This window comes from Haemophilus haemolyticus, assembly GCF_001679045.1.
Taxonomy (GTDB): domain Bacteria; phylum Pseudomonadota; class Gammaproteobacteria; order Enterobacterales; family Pasteurellaceae; genus Haemophilus; species Haemophilus haemolyticus.
In genome coordinates, this window is record NZ_LYCK01000001.1 from 273,014 (window position 1) to 291,149 (window position 18,136).

The following is an 18,136-nucleotide window of genomic DNA, read 5'->3' on the forward strand; positions in this document are numbered from 1 at the left end:
AGAATAACCGTTGAACAAATAGGGAAAATCTATCACATTTTTTGTTATTCTCTATGTAATTAAAAATAATCACATAATTTGATAATTATTTTCATTTGAAAAGCGTGATAAAAATAGTACTATTACCCTTGATGAATAATTGTTGAGCTGTTGAGCGATTATTCAGGCATCCAATCTAATACTTTTTTATAAGGACATCTTATGCGAAATTCATTAAAAATTATGACCGCACTTGCACTTGGTTTGTTTGCAATGCAGGCTAATGCAAAATTCAAAGTCGTCACCACCTTCACCGTGATTCAAGATATTGCACAAAATGTGGCGGGTAATGCAGCTACAGTGGAATCTATCACCAAACCAGGTGCTGAAATTCATGAATATGAACCTACTCCAAAAGATATTGTGAAAGCACAATCTGCTGATTTAATTTTATGGAATGGTTTAAATTTGGAACGTTGGTTTGAACGTTTCTTCCAAAATATTAAAGATAAACCAGCAGTGGTGGTGACAGAAGGTATTCAACCATTGTCTATTTATGAAGGTCCGTATAAAGATGCGCCTAACCCACATGCGTGGATGTCGCCATCTAATGCATTAATTTATATTGAAAATATTAAAAATGCATTGGTGAAATACGATCCACAAAATGCAGCAGTGTACGAAAAAAATGCCGCTGACTATGCTCAAAAAATTAAACAACTTGATGAGCCACTTCGTGCAAAATTAGCACAGATTCCAGAAGCTCAACGCTGGCTTGTGACAAGTGAAGGTGCTTTCAGTTATTTGGCGAAAGATTACAACTTAAAAGAAGGTTATTTATGGCCAATTAATGCTGAACAACAAGGCACCCCACAACAAGTGCGTAAAGTGATTGATTTAGTTCGTAAAAACAATATTCCTGTTGTGTTTAGTGAAAGTACAATTTCAGCAAAACCAGCACAACAAGTAGCGAAAGAAAGTGGCGCAAAATACGGTGGTGTATTGTATGTTGATTCACTTTCTGCGAAAAAAGGCCCAGTGCCAACTTATATTGATTTGCTTAACGTAACAGTATCAACCATTGTTAAAGGATTCGGAAAATAATGGACTCTTTCTCGACATCAATTTGGGTTAATGATGTAACTGTTCGTTACAACAATGGCCACACAGCTATTCACAATATGACGTTCTCATTAAACAGTGGAACTATTTGTGCATTAGTGGGTGTAAATGGAAGTGGTAAATCTACGTTATTTAAAAGCATAATGGGGCTTGTGAAGCCACAACAAGGTGAAATCAAGCTTTGTGATTTGCCAATTTCTCAAGCACTGAAACGTAATTTGGTTGCTTATGTTCCACAATCTGAAGAAGTGGACTGGCAATTTCCTGTGTCAGTGTATGATGTTGTGATGATGGGGCGTTATGGGTATATGAATTTCCTTCGTATCCCTAAAGCGATTGATAAACAAAAAGTTCAAGAGGCGATGCAGAGAGTAAATATTGAGCATCTCGCGCATCGTCAAATCGGTGAGCTATCTGGCGGGCAGAAAAAACGCGTGTTTTTGGCCCGCGCTTTAGCACAACAAAGTCCAATTATTTTATTGGATGAACCTTTCACAGGCGTTGATGTGAAAACTGAAAATGCCATTGTTGATCTTCTTCAACAGCTTCGAGAAGAAGGTCATCTGATTCTTGTCTCAACTCATAACTTAGGTTCTGTTCCTGATTTCTGTGATCAAGTTGTGATGATTAATCGTACGGTGATTGCCGCAGGGAAAACGGAAGATACCTTTAACCAACATAATTTGGAAATTGTGTTTGGTGGGGTATTACGCCATATTAAATTGTTGGGTGAAGATTTACATAACGATGAAGATAAACGTGCTGTTACCGTCTTGACGGATGATGAAAAAGCCGTTGTATTCTATGGTGAAACTAAACAAGATCCACCAGCACCAACAACAAAGGATTGCCATTTTGAAGACTGTCCTTATAAAAGTGCGGTCGAAAATAAGAAGGAATAGGTGATGTTAGATTTATTGCTCGAACCTTTTTCCTATGATTATATGCTCAAGGCGATGATCTTGAGTACCGCAGTTGGTGGGATTTGTGCTTTTTTGTCTTCATATTTAATGCTTAAAGGCTGGTCTTTGATTGGCGATGCGCTTTCTCATTCCGTTGTGCCAGGCGTCGCGATTGCTTATGCCTTTTCTTTGCCTTATGCCCTTGGTGCATTTTTTGCCGGAATTTTAGCCGCACTTTCCATTCTTTGGATTAAATCCATTTCTAAACTGAAAGAAGATGCCGTTATTGGATTTATTTTCAGTACTTTCTTTGCATTAGGTCTATTGATCATTTCTTTAAATCCAACCGCAGTAAATGTGCAAAGTATCATTTTAGGCAATATTTTAGGCATTGCTGACGAAGATATTTACCAAGTGGCAATTATCATCGGCGTTTGTTTAGTATTGCTTTTATTATTTTGGAAAGATTTACTGCTGATTTTTTTCGATGAAACTCAAGCGATTACAGTCGGCCTTTCTCCATTATTTTATAAAATCTTATTTTTCACATTATTAAGTGCTTGTGTGGTAGCTGCATTGCAAACTGTCGGCGCAATTTTAGTGATTGCGATGGTCGTTACCCCGGGTGCGACAGCATATTTACTGACAGATAAATTCAAAACCTTGTCAATCATCGCTATTATTTTAGGGGCGGTGACAAGTTTTGTTGGTGTTTATATTAGCTATTATTTAGATGGTGCCACAGGCGGTGTGATTGTCACATTGCAAACTATATTGTTTTTGGCTGCTTTCTTATTTTCACCCAAATATGGCTTACTCACGCGTAATAAAAAGGCGGTAGAAAATGTTTGATTGGCTCTTAGAACCGCTACAATTTGAGTTTATGCAAAATGCCTTGTTGACTGCATTTATTGTTTCAATTATTTGTGCGTTGCTTTCTTGCTATTTAGTCTTGAAAGGTTGGTCATTAATGGGCGATGCGATTTCCCATGCCGTATTGCCTGGTATTGTACTTGCTTATTTGGCAGGGATCCCTTTAGCGATTGGGGCATTTTTTTCAGGCATTTTTTGCTCGCTTGGTGTGGGATATTTAAAAGAAAATAGTCGCATAAAAGAAGATACAGCAATGGGCATTGTATTTTCTGGTATGTTTGCTATTGGTCTTGTTATGTTCACCAAAATTCAAACAGAACAGCATTTAACGCATATTTTGTTTGGTAATGTATTGGGTGTAAGTCATCAAGAGCTTATTCAAAGTGCGGTCATTTCTGCGATAATTTTTTGTATGATTGTCTTTAAACGTAAAGACTTTTTGCTTTATTGTTTTGACCCAAGTCATGCTCGTGTTGCAGGTCTTTCTCCTAAAATTTTACATTATGGCTTATTAATACTGCTTGCTTTAACCATTGTAAGCACGATGCAAGTGGTAGGCGTTATTTTGGTGGTGGCAATGTTAATTGCGCCAGGAATTACCGCACTTACGCTCACAAAATCTTTTGATAAAATGCTATGGATTGCTATTGTCAGTTCCATTACATCAAGCCTAATTGGCGTAATATTGAGCTATCATTTTGATGCGTCAACTGGTGCTTGTATTATTCTGCTACAAGCTGTGTTTTTTGTTATTGCATTAGCTTATAGCAAAATTAAAACAAGATAATTTCCCTTCTTTAAAAACGGCATAAGCTTAAGTTTGTGCCGTTTTTGTTCGATGAAATATTCTTTCAACTTCCACAAATTATTTATTTTATATAAGTCATCTTTATCTTATTTTCCTCATCATTTTTAAAATCTTCTTTAGCTGAATTTTGTGGTATCTCTTATTGAATAGATATATGTGAGGATTTAACGTAGAGAAAAATCGAAATGAACAACTATAAAATAACGTCATATACTTTGTAATTCCTATCGGCCTTAAATATTTTAAAAAACTTTAGATTGTCTTATTCGATTTTAGAACAAACAAAAAGGCGAATCATTTGATTCGCCTTTAATAGTAGTTTTTAATTAGTTAATTAGAAGTATACGCGGATACCTACGCCAATAGCTTTATCTTTAATTTTGCTATTGTTTACATATTTACCATCTTTGTCATAACCTTTAGTAACTTGGTATTTACCTTCAACATAGGTTACAACTTGTTTATGAAGTTTATAGTCAATACCTAGTAAGAAACCGTGTTGTTTATCTTTAGAACTATCTGTGTTTTTAACTTGTTCATATTTATAGTTACCATATACTTTACTTAAGTCAGTAATTTGATATTGGAAACCTGGTGATACAAAGAAACGAGTTTCTTTTTTATCGGTATCTTTAAATTTGGTTTTTGCGTAACCACCATCCACAGAAAGAGTTACATCATTGAACTCATAACCTAAGCTAGCAACAACGCCATCTCTATGTTCTTTAGTTTCTGTATTGCCAGTTTTGTAATTTGTTCTACCAAACACAGTTTTAGCAATTATGCCATCTTTTTCATATAAAGCACCAAATTGGTTTGAGTTTTGAACAGAACCTTCAATTACTTCATTATCATCTTTGCGTTGTTCTGCAAATTGGTAACCAACCCCTAATTGTAAACCTTCAATACCATAGTAGTCGTAACGAACAACAGATTTTCCTTCTTTTGATACGTAATCATCTGGTTCAATTAGACCGTATGTTTTGTCTTCTGCTGTTACTACGTCATCAACAATAGTTACTTGACGGCCAAAAGTTACTTGACCAAATTCTTTGTGGCCTAAACCAACATAAGCACGTTTCGTAGTTAAATTACCAAAACCATCGTTGTCTTTCTTTTTAAGACCTTTTTCATCACCATCAAAACGTACTTCAGTACGCGCTAATGCGTAATAGCCATCACCCAAATCATGATGTGCTTTAATTTCAAAACGAGAACCATCATTTTTTAAACCTGAGTGTGAATGACGTTTAGTTGTTTTGCTTTTGTTGATACCATCTTGGTTAGATTTTTCTAAGTTGATACGTAAAGAACCGTTTAATTCAACTTTAGTACCTTCATTATTATAGATTACTGCTGCGTTTGCTGCTGAAGCGGCAAATGCACCAATGATTAATGCTGCAAGTGTTTTTTTCATAATTTGTATTCCTTATGGTTGTTTTACTATCTATGATTGAACTCTTTCCTTATATGGCAGTCCAACCGCCTAAATAGACGTGCAAATCATTGCAAATTCCATTTTTTGTGTCAATCACTCCTATAGGCTTAATTTCCAAAAATCTGATCAGGATCACATTTTTCATCTATTTTTGTTTATTTTGTGTTCAGGTGAATGCTTTCGTAATCGTTTGCTTAAGTAAAGTGCTATAAAAATACATCGAAGCTGTGTATTTATATTGAGGTTTCAAAATATCCTTCATCTTCCAATATTGGGTTTTCAGCCCCTTTTTTGGCTAATTCATCACAGATTTCATTTTCACGATGTCCCGCATGGCCTTTTACCCATTGCCAACTGATTTGATGATGTTGAATGGCTTCATTCAGCGCTTGCCATAAGTCTTGATTTTTTACAGGTTTGCCTTGACTTGATTTCCAATTATTTTTTTTCCAATTGAAAATCCATTTTGTGATCCCGTTTTTCATATATTGGCTATCACTGTAAAGTGTGATTTGGCAGGGCTCTTTTAAAATATTCAGTGCCTCAATGACAGCACGAAGTTCCATTCGATTATTTGTAGTTTTGAAGTAGCCTTTGGAAATGGTTTTTTCATGTTGCTTATAGCGTAAGACAATGCCAATTCCTCCCGGGCCAGGATTGCCCAAGCAGGAACCGTCAGTAAAAATTTCAATCTGTTTTTGCATAACAAAAGGGTTGTTGTGTAAAATGGCCCTCATTTTAAAGGAAAGAAATAGGTTGAACAAATGGTTAATCCAAATCGCCAAATTGTACTGGATACCGAGACAACGGGGATGAATCAATTAGGGGCGCATTATGAAGGACATTGTATTATTGAAATTGGTGCGGTAGAAATGATTAATCGTCGTTATACTGGCAATAATTTTCACTTTTATATTAAGCCTGATCGTCCAGTTGATCCTGAAGCAATTAAAGTTCATGGCATTACAGATGAAATGTTGGCAGATAAACCCTCATTTAATGAGATTGCACAGCCATTTTTGGATTATATTAAAGGCGCAGAATTATTGATTCATAATGCGCCCTTTGACGTTGGATTTATGGATTATGAATTTCGTAAACTCAACCTTAATGTGAAAACAACCGATATTTGTTTGGTGACAGATACGCTACAAATGGCGCGTCAGATGTATCCTGGAAAACGTAATAATTTGGATGCACTTTGTGATCGTTTAGGTATTGATAATAGCAAACGTACTTTGCACGGTGCGTTACTGGATGCCGAGATCTTGGCGGATGTTTATTTGATGATGACGGGGGGGCAAACAAATTTATTCGATGAAGAAGAATCTGTTGAGTCTGAAGTCATCCATGTTGTGCAAGAAAAAGCGGCGGAAGAAATAAAAAATGCGGTAGATTTTGCGCATAATTTAAAATTACTTCAACCTAATGATGATGAGCTACAAGCGCATTTAGAATTATTAAAGATGATTAATAAAAAAAGTGGAAATAATTGTCTTTGGGATAAACGCTTTGGCAATGATAATGTGCATTAATCGTTTGGAATTTAAGCAGGTAAGTAAAATTTAATAAAAAAAGATTGACGAGATTTATGTTCATCATTATGATACGCACCACTTAGCGGAGTGGTAGTTCAGCTGGTTAGAATACCTGCCTGTCACGCAGGGGGTCGCGGGTTCGAGTCCCGTCCATTCCGCCAATTTAAAATTAATATCTTATCTCGGAGTGGTAGTTCAGCTGGTTAGAATACCTGCCTGTCACGCAGGGGGTCGCGGGTTCGAGTCCCGTCCATTCCGCCAGTTAAGATAAATAAAGATAGCACCTAAGGGTGCTTTTTTTGTATGTGAAATTTGCTTCATCCTTGACAAAAATAAAGTAAACTTTTAAGATTTGAAGAACTAGGGAGCTGTAACTCCCTAGTGTGTCGTGTTATTAGTAAGTCGGTAAACTCACTAATAATAGTAGTACGACAAGGATAATGACTTTAATCATCTTTTTATCCTCTTCAAACGTTGCGAAAAAGCGCAACACTCGCTTTCAAGCTGGATCCTTGAAAGCGAGATTATTATAACGTTAGGTTATAGATAAATAAACAGTGTTTAGAAAGCCATAGGATTGTATCCTGTGGCTTTTTCTTTTCTTTATGAAATCATTTTTTACCAATCCTTTAACTTCCGATATAATAGCGGCCATTTTTGACAAAATAAGAGATTTTTTATGGCAACTCCAGTTGTGGCCCTTGTTGGTCGCCCGAATGTGGGAAAATCCACATTATTTAATCGCCTTACTCGTACACGAGATGCGTTAGTCGCTGATTTTCCTGGTTTAACTCGTGATAGAAAATACGGCCATGCTCATATTGCTGGCTATGAGTTTATTGTTATTGATACTGGCGGGATTGATGGAACCGAAGAGGGCGTAGAAGAGAAAATGGCGGAGCAATCTTTGCTTGCTATTGATGAAGCCGATATTGTTCTTTTCCTTGTGGATGCGCGAGCTGGGTTAACGGCAGCGGATATTGGTATTGCTAATTACTTACGTCAACGTCAAAACAAAACGACGATTGTGGTGGCAAATAAAACTGATGGTATCGATGCGGATTCTCATTGTGCTGAATTTTATCAGTTAGGCTTAGGGGAAATTGAGCAAATCGCTGCTTCGCAAGGCCGTGGTGTCACTCAGTTAATGGAACAAGTGCTTGCTCCGTTTGCGGAACAAATGGAAAATTCCGATGAAAATGACCGCACTTCTGAGGAAGAACAAGACGAATGGGAACAAGAATTCGATTTTGATTCAGAAGAAGATACGGCATTGATTGATGAGGCTTTAGAGGAATCGGAAGAAGAGCAAGATAAAAATATTAAGATTGCCATTGTTGGTCGTCCAAATGTGGGTAAATCCACTTTAACCAATCGTATTTTAGGTGAAGATCGTGTGGTGGTTTACGATATGCCAGGCACGACACGCGACAGTATTTATATTCCAATGGAACGTGATGGGCAGCAATATACGTTGATTGATACAGCTGGTGTGCGTAAACGCGGTAAGGTGCATTTGGCAGTGGAAAAATTCTCCGTGATTAAAACCTTGCAAGCGATTCAAGATGCTAATGTTGTGTTACTGACTATTGATGCGAGAGAAAACATTTCTGATCAGGACTTATCTTTACTTGGTTTTATTTTAAATGCAGGTCGTTCTTTAGTGATCGTCGTGAATAAATGGGATGGTTTAGATCAAGATGTGAAAGACCGCGTTAAATCTGAGCTTGATCGTCGTTTAGATTTTATTGATTTTGCTCGCGTGCATTTTATTTCCGCATTGCACGGCAGTGGTGTGGGGAATCTTTTTGATTCGATTAAAGAAGCCTATGCTTGCGCGACTCAAAAAATGACGACTTCGCTTTTAACTCGTATTTTACAAATGGCAACCGATGAGCACCAACCACCGATGATTGGTGGTCGTCGAATTAAATTAAAATATGCTCATCCAGGTGGTTATAATCCGCCGATTATAGTGGTTCACGGTAACCAAATGGATAAATTACCAGATTCTTATAAACGTTATTTATCTAATTATTATCGTAAGAGTTTGAAAATTATTGGTTCACCAATTCGTCTTCTTTTCCAAGAAGGTTCGAATCCATTTGCGGGGCGTAAAAATAAACTTACCCCTAACCAATTGCGTAAGCGTAAACGTTTGATGAAGTTTATTAAGAAAGCGAAACGTTAAATTCGAGATAGATAAAACTTAGAAAGATTTAACCGCACTTTTAAAACTCTTTTTGGAGAACTAAAGTGCGGTTATTTTTTTATTTGTTTTGCAGAAGAAATGTATGACGATATTTTAAGTGCGTTGTAATAAAAATAATAAAACCGATTAAACCTAATGCTGCGCCCGTATAGCCAATTTCGTTTAATCCTAAATAGCTTGTCGCAAGATTTCCAAATAGTGCGCCAGCTCCAATTCCTGCATTGAAAATGCCCGAGTAAATAGCAGTTGCAACATCTGTTGCATCTGGCGCAAGTTTTAGTACGCGCATTTGTAAGGATAGTCCGATACACGAAATGCCAATTCCCCAAATAAACACAAGGCTGAACATTGCTATCATTGTTTCGGTTGAAAAGAGGAGTAACAGGAGAGAGAACATCAATAAGCTCATCGAAACAATAATAAATTTTGTAGGAGCAAGTCGGTAGAACCTGTTAAATAATAGGCTTGCGGCAATACCTGAGAAACCAAAAACTAATAATACAGCCGTGGCAAAATTTGGATCCAAGTGCCCTACATCAATCATGAATGGTTCGATATAAGTATAAGCGGTAAAGTGTGCGGAAATGACGATTGCCGTTGTTACATAAAGCCAAAGTAATAATGGGCGTTTAGCAAGTAAGGGTAAACTTGCAATAGAGCCAGCATTTTTACTGGGTAAATTTGGCAATAATCGAATAATTAAAAACATGATGGATAATGCCAGTACTGCAATAATGCCAAAAGTGACCCGCCAACCGACGAGCTGTCCGACAATTCGTCCAATCGGTAAGCCTAAGATGGTGGCAAGTGCGGTGCCAATAGCGAGCATTCCTAATGCTTGGGTTTTCTTGTGTTTAGGTGCTACTCGCATCACAAGTGAAGCGGTAATTGACCAAAACACTGAATGGGCTAATGCAATACACATTCGAGCGAGAAGTAATATCCAGAAATTCCATGCAATGACCGATAAAATATGCCCAACAATAAATATAATGAAAAGCTTAATAAGCAGGCTTTTACGTTCCATGTTGCCTGTGGCAAGCATAGCTGGTAAAGACATAATTAGCACAGTCCAAGCATAAACTGTCATCATTAAACCGGTATCGGCGGTTTGCATATTAAAACTTTGTGCAATGTCACTTAACATTGCAACGGGCACGAATTCTGTAGTATTAAAAATAAATCCTGCGCAAGCCATAATAAGTACGCACCATGATTGGATTTTTTCAGCTTTTAAATATAACGACATTAACGTAACTTTTCTTTAATCGCATCAATTAATTGATGGCGGAATTTCTTCGTAAAATTAATTTTATATTGTGGTGAACTGCAGTTACCAAAAAAATTGATTGGTAGTGTTAAATTTTGATAGCGTTGATCAGTAGAATGTAAATTGATATCCACATTACATTCCATTCGGTTTAAATCAATGATGCCTTTTCCTTGCCCTAAAAGTGCAGGGGTTTTTAATTCAATTTTTTCAGCAATAAGTTGATTCTGTTGGAGAAATAATTGTAAGTAAAATTGTTCAAAGCGAGTGTTTAATTCTTTGTTTTGTAACAGTTCATCGTTGTAATTGATAGGGAAATATTGACTGACCATATCCAATAAATTCACACCAAGAATTTCACCATTTTGAGCGAGGATATTTAACTTTCCTTGAATAGGTTGTGAATGTAGAAACGCTAAATCTATATTAAAGTCTGCGTGCCCACTTAACACTTCTGGCAAATTTAATAGTGCGAATAAGCGTTTAACAGGGAAAGTTTTGCCTGAAAAATTTACCGCACTTTGATTGTCTATTTGTTGATATTTCAATACGGCTAAACAATCGTTATCACACTGCGGTTTTATATAAGTCACTATGTGTTGGCGTGGGGACGTAAAATCTGCGTGGGTTTCGATATAACCAAGAGGCTGGTTATTTAGGCTTGCATCTACAAATTGAATTAGAACTGATTTCGCTTTTGAAAAATCTAAATTCGCTTTGTTGAAAGTAAAATTGAATGTTTTATTTCCATATACAGGTTTATCAAGTTCAATACGAATATGGCTTTCACCATTCAACATCACTTTTTTAGATAATAATTGGTTTAAGGAAAACGGAGCTAAATCCATTGACACATTTGCGCTGTTTTGTGCGTTTTGATTTAGAGTAATTTGTTGAAGATTGAGTGAGTGAAGTTTTGTGTTGCCATAAAAAAGAGGCAAAAAATTGAGCTTAGCTTCAAGTTTTTGAACTGAAAATTGCGTAGTTTTTATATTTTTAAGAGAAAGTGCGGGCGGAAATAGAGATAGATTGACTGATTGAACAGCAATGTTTTGTTGTGCTAGTTGTTCATCGATGGCACTTTTTACTCGATAAAGTTGGATATATAAAAAAGAAAAGATCGCCAAAGCGACGATCCCTACGCCAAGTGCGAGCTTTTTCATCGATTATTCCTTGTCTTCGTCAATTCGACTCGCAACCGCACTTTGTTGATTTTTATATTTTGCATCTTTGCGGCTACTGTATGGTCGTTTCGCTTCGCCACTTAATATTTCAAAGCTTAATGCACCAATCACCATGTTTGGACGTAATGCTAATGGTAATTTCCCTGAATTATAAAATTCTAACACGATTCTTCCTTCCCAACCTGGATCAATACGGTGTGCAGTGACGTGAACCATTAAGCCTAAACGCGCTAAAGAAGATCGACCGTCTAACCAACCGATAATATTGGCAGGTAATTTCACTGATTCAAGTGTAGTTGCTAATGCTAAAGTACCTGGATGTAAGAAAAATGCTTCGCCTTCAGGCACAATAATTTCATCACTCATTACGGATTCAAGCTGGGCGGACACTTCTTCTTTCGGGCCACTTAAATCAATGAAAGGCGCAGAATGTTCACGAAATACGCGGAAAGAATTACCCAAGCGAACATCAATCGTCGCGCCGTTGATTTTGTCATTATTTGGACGTGGCGTTAAAGAAATAATGCCATCATCGAGATAGCGTTCAATATCAGTATCGCAAAGACGCATAAGATTTCCTATTTTTGATTCAATAAATGAAGGATTTGAGCTTTTAACATATTGATTGCAATACGGTTTTTACCTCCGCGAGGAATGACAATATCCGCATATTGTTTAGATGGCTCAATAAATTGTAAGAACATTGGGCGCACGGTTGCACGATATTGATCAATAACCGATTGTAGGGAACGACCACGTTCTTCCATATCACGTTGTAAACGGCGAATAAAACAAATGTCTAATGGTGTATCCACGAATACGGAAATATCCGCAAGTTGACGAACACGTTCATCAGTAAGCAGTAAAATCCCTTCTAAAATCACAATACGTTTTGGTGTAAATGTTGTGGTTTCACCTGTACGAGTATGATCAACGTAGCTATAAACAGGCACATCAACCGATTTTCCTGATTTTAAATCTTTTAAATGTTGAATGAGCAAATCGCGATCCATTGAGCTTGGATGGTCATAATTTGTTTTTATACGTTCGCTCATTTCTAAATGGCTTTGATCTTTGTAGTAACTGTCTTCAGCAATAATGCCAATTTCTTGGCAGCCTAATTCATTACAGAGTTCTTTGTGAACGGTAGAGGCGATAGAACTTTTGCCTGATGCGGATGCGCCAGTGATGGCGATGATGATACAAGAATCTGACATAATTGTGTTTTGATGTAAGGGAAATTTTGGCAATTATAAGTAAAAGTGCAGTGAATTTCACGTTTATTTTTTCACTTGAATTTTAAAAAGTGTGAGCTTCATCACGGTATTATTCGCCTTTTTCACGTAGGATTCGAGTCGTTCTATCCAATAAGGAGTATTTATTATGAAGTTCAACAAAATTTCTCTTTCTGTTTCTGCCGCACTTTTAGCTGCAGGCTTGGCTATTTCTGGTTCTGCTAACGCTAAAGGTCGTTTAGTTGTGTACTGTAGTGCAACCAATATTTTGTGTGAAACCACCACAAAAGCATTTGGCGAAAAATATGATGTGAAAACATCCTTTATTCGTAATGGTTCAGGCAGTACTTTTGCTAAAGTTGAAGCTGAAAAAAATAACCCTCAAGCGGATGTTTGGTTCGGTGGTACTTTTGACCCTCAAGCTCAAGCTGCAGAATTAGGCTTAATTGAGCCTTATAAATCCAAACACATTGATGAAATCGTAGAACGTTTCCGTGATCCTGCGAAAACGAAAGGTCACTATGTTTCCTCAATTTATATGGGGATCTTAGGTTTTGGTGTGAATACTGAACGTTTGGCAAAATTAGGCATTAAAGAAGTGCCAAAATGCTGGAAAGACTTAACCGATCCACGCCTAAAAGGCGAAGTTCAAATTGCAGACCCTCAAAGTGCGGGTACAGCTTACACAGCATTGGCGACATTTGTTCAATTATGGGGTGAAAAAGAGGCATTTGAATACTTAAAAGCCTTGCATCCTAATGTTTCTCAATATACCAAATCGGGTATCACGCCATCACGTAACTCTGCGCGTGGCGAAGCGACAATTGGGGTAGGTTTCTTACATGATTATGCATTAGAAAAACGCAACGGTGCACCGTTAGAATTAGTCGTGCCTTGTGAAGGAACTGGTTATGAGTTAGGTGGCGTGAGTATCTTAAAAGGTGCGCGTAATATTGATAATGCAAAATTATTCGTCGATTGGGCTTTATCAAAAGAAGGTCAAGAATTAGCTTGGAAACAAGGGGATTCTTTACAAATCTTAACTAACACGACAGCAGAACAATCACCAACTGCATTTGATCCAAATAAACTTAAATTGATCAATTATGACTTTGAAAAATACGGTGCAACAGAACAACGTAAAGCCTTAATTGAGAAATGGGTACAAGAAGTTAAATTAGCGAAATAGCGCTGAATAAGTGCGGTAAAAATACTGAAGTTTTTGACCGCACTTTTTCGTATTTTTAATGTGATTTCGTTTTCCCTCTAAGATATTGCAAAATTTTCATTCATAAGGGAGTTATAATCAGATGAAACTATCAAAAATCGCAGTAACCCTGTCGGGTGTGATGCTAAGTGGATTGGTGTTAAGTAATCCATCTTTTGCGAAAGGACGTCTAGTCATTTATTGCAGCGCGCAAAATACGATGTGCGAGCAAGAAGCGATGGCATTTGAGAAAAAATTTGATGTTAAAACAAGTTTTATTCGTGGTGGCACGGGAACCATTTTAGCAAAAATAGATGCTGAAAAAGATAACCCACAAGGCGATGTTTGGTATGGTGGAACAATGGATCCTCATTCTCAAGCAGGGGAAATGGGGTTATTAGAACCTTATAAATCATCCAATCTTCCTCAGATCGTAGAAAAATTCCGTGATCCAGCCAAAGTGAAAGGGAATTATTCTTCTGCGATTTATTTAGGCGTGTTAGGTTTTGGCGTAAATCCAGAACGTTTGAAAAAATTGAATTTACCTATTCCAAAATGCTGGAAGGATTTAGCTAACCCAATTTACAAAAATGAAATTCAAGCCGCAGATCCACAAAGTTCTGGTACGGGTTACACTCAGCTAGCCACTTATATGCAACTTTGGGGAGAAGATGAGGCGTTTAAATTCTTAAAAGAGTTGAATAAAAACGTATCGCAATATACCAAATCTGGTAATACGGCAACACGTAATACAGCGCGTGGAGAAACGGCAATTGGCATTGGTTTCTTACATGAATATTCTTTAGAAAAAGCGAAAGGCGCGCCAGTAGAATTAGTTGTACCTTGTGAAGGTACTGGCTATGAAATTGGCGGAGTGAGTGTTGTTAAAGGTGCTCGTAATTTAGATAATGCGAAACTTTTTGTTGATTGGGCGTTATCCAAAGAGGCGCAAGAATTAACTTGGCAAAAAGGTGAGGCGTATTCCATTTTAACGAACACCACTGCACAACAATCGCCTTATGCGTTAGATTTTAAATCTATTAATTTAATTAACTATGATTTTGATAAATACGGTGCGACTGATTTACGTAAACGCTTAATCACAAAATGGGTTGATGAAGTAAAATTAGCCAAATAATGATGTCACTAACGGAGTGATATGTCGCATATCGCTTCGTTTTTTTACCTTATGCGAGGTTGTATGAACGCAAAAAAACTTTCCATAATGCATTCTGCTTATTTTTGGATTATTTTATCCTTGTTAGCGTTTGCGCTTCTGCCTTCCAATGCACTTGATTACGGTTTGTTTGAAAGTACTTCAGATGAATATTTAGAGGCAATGGGCTGGGCTTCTTTCAATTTAACTTGGGCTTGGTTTCTGCCTGTTATTGTGTATGGTGCTTTGCCGTTATTTAGATTGCCACAGCAAACCCAATCAAAAACAGAGCTATTTTTGACCGCACTTTCTGTATTGTTTATGTTTATCAGTGCGACGGTGTGCAAAATCAGCATGGGTTATTCTGTGATCGTGTTACTTGTGGGATATACCGCATTAGCAACACTTTCATTAGCAAAACTAAAAGTGATGCAAGGAGACAAATTTATCATCGCTTCTTTGCTTTGCATTGTTTTGCTCATTTTCTTCTTTATCGTTTATCCAACATTGGCGATTTTCGTTTCAATGTTTTATGACGGAGATACGTTTGCGCCACAGCAAGTGATGCGTATTTTAACGCAGAGCTATATTGTTCGAGTAATTACCAATTCTCTTTTCTTATCGGGCTTTGTGGGCGTAGTGTCTACTGTATTTGGTTTAGCCTTTGCGCTTTATACCACGCGTATCGCTCGTAGAACGGCATTTATCGGAAAAATTTTCTCTATTTTGCCAATTGTTACACCACCATTTGTTGTGGGATTAGGGGTAACTTTAATGCTTGGCCGTTCTGGTTATGTAACCGAATTTTTAAGTACGAATTTTGGTTTCACCAATCATAACTGGCTTTATGGTTTTAATGGGATTGCAATTGCTCAAATTCTTGCATTTGCTCCTATTTCTTTTATGATTTTAGATGGCGCATTGAAATCGGTACATCCTTCCATTGAAGAAGCCTCTTATACTTTAAGAGCCAATCGCTACCAAACTTTCTATAACATCATTTTCCCATTGTTACGTCCTGCATTGGCGAACTCATTTTTAATTGTATTTATCCAATCCCTTGCAGATTTTAGTAACCCATTGGTATTGGGTGGTAGTTTTGATGTGATTGCAACGCAGATCTATTTCTATATTGCGGGTTCACAATTAGATTACGCATCCGCAAGTACCTTAGGTTCAATATTATTAATTTTCTCTCTAGCGATTTTTATCATTCAATACATTTGGATTGGTAACCGCTCTTATGTCACCGTTTCAGGTAAATCTTATCGTGGTGATGTGCAAGATCTTCCAACTGGTTTGAAATATACCATCATTGGCATGCTTGGATTCTGGGTCATCTTTAATATGGCGCTTTACGGAAGTATTTTCTACGGAAGTTTCACTGTAAACTGGGGCGTAGATTACACTTTAACCTTGAAAAACTATGCTATGTTATTCGGGCAAGGACTGAGCGATGGAGCGTGGCCGTCACTGATCAATACCTTAATCTATGCAGGTATTGCCGCACCATTAACCGCATTCTTTGGATTATTGATTGCGTACATTGTGGTACGTAAAGATTTCCAAGGTAAAAAATCCCTTGAGTTCTTAACCATGCTTTGCTTTGCCGTGCCGGGTACAGTGGCGGGGGTATCTTACATTTTAGCCTTCAACAATGCACCGCTTTATATTACGGGTACTGGTATTATCGTGATTATTTCAATGGTTATGCGTGACTTACCAATTGGTATGCGAGCAGCGATTGCAGGGTTAGGTCAGCTTGATAAATCTCTTGATGAAGCATCGCTTTCTTTAAAAGGAAGTTCGTGGAAAACCTTATGGTATATCGTCTTGCCATTATTAAAACCCGCATTGCTTTCAGCGCTTGTTACCAGTTTCGTTCGTGCAATGACGACGGTGAGCGCAATTATATTCTTAGTGACAGCAGATACTCGGGTTGCAACAGCTTATATCCTAAATCGCGTTGAAGATGGTGAATACGGTGTTGCTATTGCGTACGGTTCAATCTTAATTGTTGTTATGATGGCAATTATCTTATTCTTCGACTGGATTGTAGGTGATACACGTATCTCTCGTTCTAAAGCGAAAAAAATGAATTAACTCGTTAAGTTGTAGGTAAATATTATGAGTAATAATGATTTCTTAGTATTAAAAAATATCACCAAAGCATTTGGTAAAGCGGTCGTCATTGATAATTTAGATTTAACGATCAAACGTGGCACGATGGTGACATTGTTAGGGCCGTCAGGTTGTGGCAAAACCACCGTATTGCGTTTGGTTGCGGGGTTAGAAAATCCAACATCAGGCCAAATTTTTATTGATGGAGAAGATGTAACAAAATCATCTATTCAAAATCGAGATATTTGTATCGTCTTCCAATCTTATGCGCTATTCCCACATATGAGCATTGGCGATAACGTGGGCTACGGCTTAAAAATGCAAGGCATTGGCAAAGAAGAACGTGCTCAACGTGTAAAAGAAGCGTTAGAATTAGTGGACTTAGCGGGGTTTGAAGATCGTTTCGTGGATCAAATTTCGGGTGGTCAACAACAACGTGTAGCATTAGCTCGTGCTTTAGTATTGAAACCAAAAGTCCTATTGTTTGATGAACCATTAAGTAATTTGGATGCAAACTTACGTCGTTCAATGCGTGAAAAAATCCGTGAATTGCAACAACGTTTAGGCATTACCTCGCTTTATGTGACACACGACCAAACAGAGGCATTCGCTGTATCTGATGAAGTTATCGTTATGCATAAAGGTAAAATTATGCAAAAAGCGCCAGCGAAAGAACTTTATCTCCGACCAAATTCCTTGTTTTTAGCAAACTTTATGGGTGAATCCAGTATTTTCGATGGAAAATTAGAAAATGGCGTGGTGGATATTAATGGCTATCATGTACCTTTAAAGGATGCTGCACAGTTTAATTTACCCGATGGTGAATGCTTAGTAGGTATTCGCCCAGAAGCAATTTATCTTGCCACAGAGGGTCGCGATGCACAACGTTGTGAGATTAAAAGTGCGGTCTATATGGGCAACCATTGGGAAGTGGTTGCAAATTGGGCAGGAAAAGATTTATTGGTGAATTGTAAGCCAGAAGATTTTAATGCCGATTTAAAACAAGCTTATGTCAATTTATCTGATCACGGTATTTTCTTATTGAAGAAAGAGTAGTACAGCGAATAAAAAAGTGCGGTGAAATTTCACCG

17 protein-coding genes and 2 tRNA genes are annotated in these 18,136 nt (G+C 37.4%); 12 read left to right on the forward strand and 7 right to left on the reverse strand.

The genetic code is table 11. The features are described from left to right. The first annotated feature begins 201 nt into the window (after positions 1 to 201). The 4 genes from A8M50_RS01425 to A8M50_RS01440 are packed head-to-tail and all read left to right on the forward strand — an operon-like array spanning position 202 to position 3,663. Complete coding sequence (locus A8M50_RS01425) at positions 202 to 1,083, forward strand: metal ABC transporter substrate-binding protein (RefSeq protein WP_005637458.1); 882 nt, start codon at positions 202 to 204, stop codon at positions 1,081 to 1,083. Further along, a complete protein-coding gene (locus A8M50_RS01430; protein ID WP_005634082.1) occupies positions 1,083 to 2,003 on the forward strand; it encodes an ATP-binding cassette domain-containing protein in 921 nt (306 codons plus the stop codon). The genes A8M50_RS01425 and A8M50_RS01430 overlap by 1 nt, the downstream gene beginning before the upstream one ends. Positions 2,004 to 2,006: 3 nt before the next feature. Further along, positions 2,007 to 2,855: a metal ABC transporter permease gene (locus A8M50_RS01435; protein ID WP_005645260.1), complete on the forward strand. Its 849-nt coding sequence runs from the start codon at positions 2,007 to 2,009 to the stop codon at positions 2,853 to 2,855. Continuing rightward, complete coding sequence (locus tag A8M50_RS01440; protein ID WP_005645182.1) at positions 2,848 to 3,663, forward strand: metal ABC transporter permease; 816 nt, start codon at positions 2,848 to 2,850, stop codon at positions 3,661 to 3,663. The genes A8M50_RS01435 and A8M50_RS01440 overlap by 8 nt, the downstream gene beginning before the upstream one ends. A gap of 355 nt (positions 3,664 to 4,018) precedes the next feature. On the opposite strand, the gene A8M50_RS01445 is transcribed toward A8M50_RS01440, so the two are convergent. Both A8M50_RS01445 and rnhA read right to left on the reverse strand, forming a co-directional pair. Then, a complete protein-coding gene (locus A8M50_RS01445; protein ID WP_005645258.1) occupies positions 4,019 to 5,101 on the reverse strand; it encodes a porin in 1,083 nt (360 codons plus the stop codon). 254 nt (positions 5,102 to 5,355) lie between these two features. Beyond that, the gene (gene rnhA / locus A8M50_RS01450) at positions 5,356 to 5,826 is read right to left on the reverse strand and encodes a ribonuclease HI (protein ID WP_005645230.1); all 471 of its coding nucleotides are present in this window, start codon (positions 5,824 to 5,826) and stop codon (positions 5,356 to 5,358) included. Positions 5,827 to 5,886: 60 nt separating this feature from the next. Between rnhA and dnaQ the strand changes: the two genes are divergently transcribed. The 3 genes from dnaQ to A8M50_RS01465 all read left to right on the forward strand — a co-directional run bounded on the left by dnaQ (position 5,887) and on the right by A8M50_RS01465 (position 6,921). Next, entirely contained in the window at positions 5,887 to 6,657 is a 771-nt protein-coding gene (dnaQ, locus tag A8M50_RS01455; RefSeq protein WP_005645250.1) for a DNA polymerase III subunit epsilon, read from the forward strand. Positions 6,658 to 6,744: 87 nt separating this feature from the next. Next, positions 6,745 to 6,821 (forward strand) — tRNA-Asp (locus tag A8M50_RS01460). A 23-nt stretch (positions 6,822 to 6,844) separates the two neighbouring features. Next, positions 6,845 to 6,921 (forward strand) — tRNA-Asp (locus A8M50_RS01465). Between the two features lie 133 nt (positions 6,922 to 7,054). Here A8M50_RS01465 and A8M50_RS09090 read toward each other — a convergent pair. Then, complete coding sequence (locus A8M50_RS09090; RefSeq protein WP_371316032.1) at positions 7,055 to 7,114, reverse strand: hypothetical protein; 60 nt, start codon at positions 7,112 to 7,114, stop codon at positions 7,055 to 7,057. Between the two features lie 225 nt (positions 7,115 to 7,339). Here A8M50_RS09090 and der point away from each other — a divergent pair, with 225 nt between their 5' ends. Then, entirely contained in the window at positions 7,340 to 8,851 is a 1,512-nt protein-coding gene (gene der / locus A8M50_RS01470; RefSeq protein ID WP_005645168.1) for a ribosome biogenesis GTPase Der, read from the forward strand. A gap of 79 nt (positions 8,852 to 8,930) precedes the next feature. Here the strand turns inward: der and A8M50_RS01475 are convergent, their stop codons facing one another. From A8M50_RS01475 to udk, 4 genes are read right to left on the reverse strand one after another with little or no spacing between them, the layout of a single operon-like run. Then, positions 8,931 to 10,121, reverse strand: a complete 1,191-nt coding sequence (locus A8M50_RS01475) for a sugar transporter (RefSeq protein ID WP_005645174.1) — start codon at positions 10,119 to 10,121, stop codon at positions 8,931 to 8,933. Continuing rightward, complete coding sequence (locus A8M50_RS01480) at positions 10,121 to 11,305, reverse strand: hypothetical protein (protein WP_005645166.1); 1,185 nt, start codon at positions 11,303 to 11,305, stop codon at positions 10,121 to 10,123. Before A8M50_RS01480 ends, A8M50_RS01475 begins: the two co-directional genes overlap by 1 nt. A gap of 3 nt (positions 11,306 to 11,308) precedes the next feature. Further along, a complete protein-coding gene (gene dcd / locus A8M50_RS01485) occupies positions 11,309 to 11,896 on the reverse strand; it encodes a dCTP deaminase (protein WP_005637479.1) in 588 nt (195 codons plus the stop codon). Between the two features lie 8 nt (positions 11,897 to 11,904). Continuing rightward, positions 11,905 to 12,543, reverse strand: coding sequence for a uridine kinase (gene udk, locus A8M50_RS01490; RefSeq protein ID WP_005627960.1), 639 nt, complete (start codon positions 12,541 to 12,543; stop codon positions 11,905 to 11,907). Between the two features lie 166 nt (positions 12,544 to 12,709). Here udk and A8M50_RS01495 point away from each other — a divergent pair, with 166 nt between their 5' ends. The 4 genes from A8M50_RS01495 (at position 12,710) to fbpC (ending at position 18,101) form a co-directional block, all read left to right on the forward strand. Further along, complete coding sequence (locus tag A8M50_RS01495) at positions 12,710 to 13,750, forward strand: ABC transporter substrate-binding protein (protein ID WP_005630149.1); 1,041 nt, start codon at positions 12,710 to 12,712, stop codon at positions 13,748 to 13,750. Between the two features lie 121 nt (positions 13,751 to 13,871). Next, on the forward strand, positions 13,872 to 14,906 hold the full coding sequence (locus A8M50_RS01500; RefSeq protein ID WP_005645162.1) for an ABC transporter substrate-binding protein: 1,035 nt from the start codon (positions 13,872 to 13,874) through the stop codon (positions 14,904 to 14,906). Positions 14,907 to 14,969: 63 nt separating this feature from the next. Beyond that, on the forward strand, positions 14,970 to 17,027 hold the full coding sequence (locus A8M50_RS01505) for an ABC transporter permease (RefSeq protein ID WP_032826520.1): 2,058 nt from the start codon (positions 14,970 to 14,972) through the stop codon (positions 17,025 to 17,027). A gap of 24 nt (positions 17,028 to 17,051) precedes the next feature. Then, positions 17,052 to 18,101, forward strand: coding sequence for a ferric ABC transporter ATP-binding protein (gene fbpC / locus A8M50_RS01510; protein ID WP_005645176.1), 1,050 nt, complete (start codon positions 17,052 to 17,054; stop codon positions 18,099 to 18,101). Positions 18,102 to 18,136 lie beyond the last annotated feature (35 nt).

What these genes read in the sequence shown, in the direction of transcription:
- dcd (WP_005637479.1), bottom strand. Translation starts at nt 11,896, where the DNA reads ATGCGTCTTTGCGATACTGATATTGAACGCTATCTCGATGATGGCATT.
- A8M50_RS01480 (WP_005645166.1), bottom strand. Translation starts at nt 11,305, where the DNA reads ATGAAAAAGCTCGCACTTGGCGTAGGGATCGTCGCTTTGGCGATCTTT.
- A8M50_RS01500 (WP_005645162.1), top strand. Translation starts at nt 13,872, where the DNA reads ATGAAACTATCAAAAATCGCAGTAACCCTGTCGGGTGTGATGCTAAGT.
- rnhA (WP_005645230.1), bottom strand. Translation starts at nt 5,826, where the DNA reads ATGCAAAAACAGATTGAAATTTTTACTGACGGTTCCTGCTTGGGCAAT.
- udk (WP_005627960.1), bottom strand. Translation starts at nt 12,543, where the DNA reads ATGTCAGATTCTTGTATCATCATCGCCATCACTGGCGCATCCGCATCA.
- A8M50_RS01425 (WP_005637458.1), top strand. Translation starts at nt 202, where the DNA reads ATGCGAAATTCATTAAAAATTATGACCGCACTTGCACTTGGTTTGTTT.
- A8M50_RS01430 (WP_005634082.1), top strand. Translation starts at nt 1,083, where the DNA reads ATGGACTCTTTCTCGACATCAATTTGGGTTAATGATGTAACTGTTCGT.
- dnaQ (WP_005645250.1), top strand. Translation starts at nt 5,887, where the DNA reads ATGGTTAATCCAAATCGCCAAATTGTACTGGATACCGAGACAACGGGG.
- A8M50_RS01495 (WP_005630149.1), top strand. Translation starts at nt 12,710, where the DNA reads ATGAAGTTCAACAAAATTTCTCTTTCTGTTTCTGCCGCACTTTTAGCT.
- A8M50_RS01435 (WP_005645260.1), top strand. Translation starts at nt 2,007, where the DNA reads ATGTTAGATTTATTGCTCGAACCTTTTTCCTATGATTATATGCTCAAG.
- A8M50_RS01445 (WP_005645258.1), bottom strand. Translation starts at nt 5,101, where the DNA reads ATGAAAAAAACACTTGCAGCATTAATCATTGGTGCATTTGCCGCTTCA.
- A8M50_RS01475 (WP_005645174.1), bottom strand. Translation starts at nt 10,121, where the DNA reads ATGTCGTTATATTTAAAAGCTGAAAAAATCCAATCATGGTGCGTACTT.
- A8M50_RS01505 (WP_032826520.1), top strand. Translation starts at nt 14,970, where the DNA reads ATGAACGCAAAAAAACTTTCCATAATGCATTCTGCTTATTTTTGGATT.
- der (WP_005645168.1), top strand. Translation starts at nt 7,340, where the DNA reads ATGGCAACTCCAGTTGTGGCCCTTGTTGGTCGCCCGAATGTGGGAAAA.
- A8M50_RS01440 (WP_005645182.1), top strand. Translation starts at nt 2,848, where the DNA reads ATGTTTGATTGGCTCTTAGAACCGCTACAATTTGAGTTTATGCAAAAT.
- fbpC (WP_005645176.1), top strand. Translation starts at nt 17,052, where the DNA reads ATGAGTAATAATGATTTCTTAGTATTAAAAAATATCACCAAAGCATTT.